This window comes from Candidatus Clostridium eludens, from assembly GCF_045310515.1.
Taxonomy (GTDB): domain Bacteria; phylum Bacillota; class Clostridia; order Clostridiales; family Clostridiaceae; genus Clostridium_B; species Clostridium_B eludens.
Window position 1 is genome coordinate 1 of sequence record NZ_JBJHZX010000206.1, and the last position, 282, is coordinate 282.

Consider the following 282-nt stretch of genomic DNA (forward strand, 5'->3'; position numbering starts at 1 on the left):
TGAGCCTGTTATAGTTCTGTTAACTGCAATATTTCTCTTTATTTTAGCTTTAATTATTCTCTGGTCTTTAAGTATTCCAAGCTCCTTGCAAAGCCGATAAACCTTCTTGTGATTAATCACAAGATTATAATATTTTCTTATATGGTAAGTTATTTTTCTATATCCATAGTTAATAGCATCTCCGTCAATGGCCTCCAAAATAAATTCCTTAATCTGATCATCGCATACTTTCTCACCATCTCCGTTTACACTGTATCCTTTTGGCTTTCCACCTTTAGGTCT

Annotated in this window: 1 protein-coding gene; it reads right to left on the bottom strand. The window is 33.3% G+C overall.

The features are described 5' to 3' along the window. Window positions 1-282, bottom strand: a 282-nt coding sequence (locus tag ACJDU8_RS25845) for a helix-turn-helix domain-containing protein (RefSeq protein ID WP_406795043.1), incomplete at both ends; no start/stop codon positions are given.